A 4,084-nucleotide genomic window follows, 5' to 3' on the forward strand; every position below is an offset into this window, starting at 1 on the left:
CTGTTATTCTTATGGGAATCCCAGTTCTTGCCTTGTGTATTTTTTTGGTGCCTGAGATAGCGAATTTTGCTGCAGAATTGTATCCAGAACATGCTTATATAAAATATCTCGTTTTTATCGATTTGTATGTAGCAGCGATACCTTTTTATTTTGCTCTGTATCAAGCTTTTAAACTTTTAGGCTATATTGACAAGCAAAAAGCTTTCTCGGAATTGTCTGTAAAGGCTTTAATGAATATTAAAAAATGCGCAATTACAATCAGCAGCCTGTTTGTGTTAGGAATGCCCCTTTTCTATCTCGTGGCGGAGGCAGACGATGCCCCAGGTATCATAATAATCGGATTGGTCTTGATTTTTGCTTCAATGGTTATCGCAGTCTTTGCTGCTGTTCTTCAAATGCTTTTAAAAGAGGCGATTGATATAAAATCGGAAAATGACTTAATAGTCTGAGGTGAAAACAATGGCAATTATAATCAATATTGATGTGATGCTGGCTAAAAGGAAAATGAGCGTGACTGAACTTTCGGAGAGGGTTGGAATAACGATGGCCAATCTTTCTATATTGAAAAATGGAAAGGCAAAAGCCATTCGATTATCAACTTTAGAGGCTATTTGTAAGGCCTTAGAATGTCAACCTGGAGATATTTTAGAATACAAAAGTGACGAAGACACTCATGAATCATAGACAACAAATCTCCTCACTAACGACAAACTTTAGTTTACAAATAAACGCTGTTGAAGTTAGAATCAACAGCGTTTTTTTAGTGAATTACTTTGAGGTTTTCGATGAGAAAAAAGACGTTTTTAGAGGAATCATCTTGTCTTACATACTAATAGGCATTAGCTAAGACTTCCTTCTCCTACATAAAAAAACCGCCCTCATTCTAGTGTGAGGACGGCTCCAAGATTGATATTTAGACTAGACCATTATTTTACAAATATCATTTGTAAATTCAACAGGGTCACTGATTGGTAAGCCTTCAATTAGAAGGGCTTGATTGTATAATAACTTGGTATAAAGATCTAATTTATCTTTATCATGTTCAAAGGCTTCTTTTAAGGATTTGAAGACTTCGTGGTTTTTATTAATTTCTAACACCTTGTCCGCTTTGACATTTTGATTATCAGGCATGGCGGCAAGAATTTTTTCCATTTCAATGGAGATATCCCCTTCAGCGGCCAGGCAGACTGGGTGGGACTTCAGTCTTTTTGAAATCCTTACATCCTTCACTTTATCCGCTAAAATGTTTTTCATATAGTCAAAGAGTTCCTTGTTTTCCTGCTCAATGGATTCGGAAACATCTTTGTTATCTTCCCCATCAATACCTAAATCACCGCTTGAGATTGATTTGAATTCTTTCTCTTTGTAGGTCATTAACATTTTGATCGCGAACTCATCGATATCCTCAGTGAAGTAAAGAATTTCGTATCCTTTTTCAGAAACAAATTCTGCCTGTGGTAATTTTTCAATACGATCAATCGATTCACCTGATGCGTAATAAATATATTTTTGATCTTCAGGCATTCTTGAAACATATTCATCCAGCGTAACGAGGTTCTTTTCTTTGGATGAGTAGAACATTATTAAGTCCTGTAGTAATTCTTTATTGGCGCCAAAGTCACTATAAACTCCGTACTTTAACTGACGACCAAAGGCTTGATAAAACTTTTCATATTTTTCACGGTCTTTCCTTAAAAGACCTAGTAATTCACTTTTGATGTTTTTGTTAATGTTTTTAGCAATCAGTTTCAATTGGCGATCATGCTGGAGCATTTCCCTTGAAATGTTAAGCGATAAATCCTCGGAATCAACCATGCCTTTTACGAAACTGAAATGATCAGGCAGCAGGTCCGCACACTTTTCCATGATCAGAACCCCGTTAGAATAGAGTTCTAAGCCCTTTTCAAATTCTTTCGAATAGAAGTCGAACGGTGTTTTTTCTGGGATATAAAGAATTGCATTGTATCTGATTGAGCCTTCGACACTGATATGAATATGTTTTATAGGCTTGTCAAAACCGTAGCGTTTTTCAGAATAGAAGTTCTCGTAATCTTCATCTGTAAGCTCGCTCTTATTTTTCTTCCAAATCGGAATCATACTATTGATAATTTGTTCTTCCTGGTAGTCCTCATAGTCGGACTCACTGCCGTCCTTAAGTCTTCTACTGGTAACATCCATTTTGATCGGATAACGGATGAAATCAGAGTATTTCTTAATGATAGATTTTAAGCGATATTCCTGTATATACTCATCATAGTTTTCATCTTCTGTATTTTCTTTCATCTTTAAAATAATTTCAGTACCGACTGTTTCTTTTTCAACAGGATCTAACGTATATCCATCCGCACCTGTGGATTCCCATTTATAGGCCTCATCACTGCCTAATGCTTTACTAATGACGGTAACGACGTCAGCCACCATGAATGCAGCATAAAATCCTACCCCGAACTGACCGATAATGTCATAGCCATCTTTAATTTCGTTTTCCTTTTTAAAGGCAAGGGAACCACTTTTGGCAATCGTCCCAAGATTCGTTTCCAATTCATGTTTTGTCATACCAATTCCAGTGTCCAGGATCTTCAATGTTCGGTTTTCTTGGTCAGGAATCAATTTAATAAAATAGTTGTCCTTATCGAAACTTAATGCATCGTCCGTTAATGCTTTGTAATAGATTTTATCAATCGCATCACTAGCATTTGATAGTAACTCTCGTAAAAATACCTCTTTGTGAGTATAGATGGAGTTAATCATCATTTCTAGTAATCGTTTCGATTCTGCTTTAAACTGTTTCTTCGACATAGAAAAATCCCCTTTCCATTCTAAAAATGTGAATAAACGATTTATGTAGTTACTGATTTAGATTGTCAAAAAAGTAAATCAGCACCATATTAGCACTCCATCCACCTGAGTGCTAATATCATATATTTTAATATCATATTCTTAGTTAACGTGTCAATATGTTGGTGTTTTTTATTCTAAAAATAACACTCTAAGAAGGATAATAAAATGAGCGCCATTTCATGAAGCATGAAAAAAGAAGGATTATTTTGACTTAAGTAAAATAATCCTTCTTTCACAGTGTTTTGTTCAAGTGATATCAATCTTATTACTATTATTTATTTTGATTTCGAATTGCTTCTCTGTCTAACGATTGAGGAGGTTTTTCAAACCATCCATGATCGATCATAATTTTTGCTCCCTCTTCCGCATATGCAGCCACCTTTAGAAGGTATTTTTCATATAGTAGGGCTAAATCTTTACGAAGTGAGGCGGCAATGGCAAGACCGAAGTCCCCAATACCAATAGCACTTTGTGCATTCGTATGAAATAACATCAATTTATCAGAAAATGGAGCTTCCGTGCTACTTGTAATAGTTGAATCCCAGGTAGAAGGATAAGAATTGTCATCCTCTTTTAATTTTATCATAAAATCTTCCACCATTTTCTTCCCTAGATCATAACCCTCTTTAAAATAGTCACTTATTTTTTTGGATTGAGCAACTTGACTAAATCCTAAAAGCATCGTTTTACCTACGTTTGCCACCTCAATGTTAATGCCACAATGGGCAACTTCCATTGAAATCAGTGGACGACGGTGACCTATTAGACCTCCAAGAAACGATTTGTCCGTAATATATTCGACCTTTTCAGGATAGGAAAGGTATGGAGAACGGATAAACACGCCTTTTTCCTGCATCATTTTTGTATTTCTGTCATAAAGTGTTTCCGTTTGGGCATAAAACAGCTTGAATAAGTTACGAACATCTTCTCTTGAGGAAATGGATTTAGCCAAGCTATATGTATTCAATCCCGTTCTCCCCATATGATGGAGGTAACGCATATACGTTACATCCGAAAAGAGTTTTTTTGCCTGTATATTTACATCCTGTTTTCCAAAGCCGTTCGGAAGAGGAATCCCTTCTAATTTATATAATTCTGATATTTGATGGATATGGTCATGCGCCGATTTTAGGGCGAATTCAATAATCGGTTTAATGTCTTGATCTTCGGTAGTTTGTAAAAAATGAGTAAGAATACAAATAGCCATTGAATCACCAATGTATGTACTCCATAACATTGATAT

General features: G+C 35.7%; 4 protein-coding genes. 2 read left to right on the plus strand and 2 right to left on the minus strand.

What is annotated here, in order from left to right; translation table 11 throughout:
• Both V7137_RS28860 and V7137_RS28865 read left to right on the plus strand, forming a co-directional pair.
• Positions 1-449: DUF2975 domain-containing protein (locus V7137_RS28860; protein WP_335701243.1), on the plus strand; the 449-nt coding region annotated here is incomplete at its 5' end.
• A 10-nt stretch (positions 450-459) separates the two neighbouring features.
• Positions 460-684, plus strand: coding sequence for a helix-turn-helix domain-containing protein (locus tag V7137_RS28865; protein ID WP_335701244.1), 225 nt, complete (start codon positions 460-462; stop codon positions 682-684).
• 234 nt (positions 685-918) lie between these two features.
• Here V7137_RS28865 and htpG read toward each other — a convergent pair whose 3' ends face one another.
• Both htpG and V7137_RS28875 read right to left on the minus strand, forming a co-directional pair.
• The gene (gene htpG, locus V7137_RS28870; protein WP_335701245.1) at positions 919-2,799 is read right to left on the minus strand and encodes a molecular chaperone HtpG; all 1,881 of its coding nucleotides are present in this window, start codon (positions 2,797-2,799) and stop codon (positions 919-921) included.
• 313 nt (positions 2,800-3,112) lie between these two features.
• Positions 3,113-4,084: DUF3231 family protein (locus V7137_RS28875; protein WP_335701246.1), on the minus strand; the 972-nt coding region annotated here is incomplete at its 5' end.

This window comes from Neobacillus drentensis (assembly GCF_036962765.1).
GTDB lineage: Bacteria > Bacillota > Bacilli > Bacillales > Cytobacillaceae > Neobacillus > Neobacillus drentensis_C.

Coding starts and splice junctions, on each gene's coding strand:
- htpG (WP_335701245.1), bottom strand. CDS start 2,799: ATGTCGAAGAAACAGTTTAAAGCAGAATCGAAACGATTACTAGAAATG.
- V7137_RS28865 (WP_335701244.1), top strand. CDS start 460: ATGGCAATTATAATCAATATTGATGTGATGCTGGCTAAAAGGAAAATG.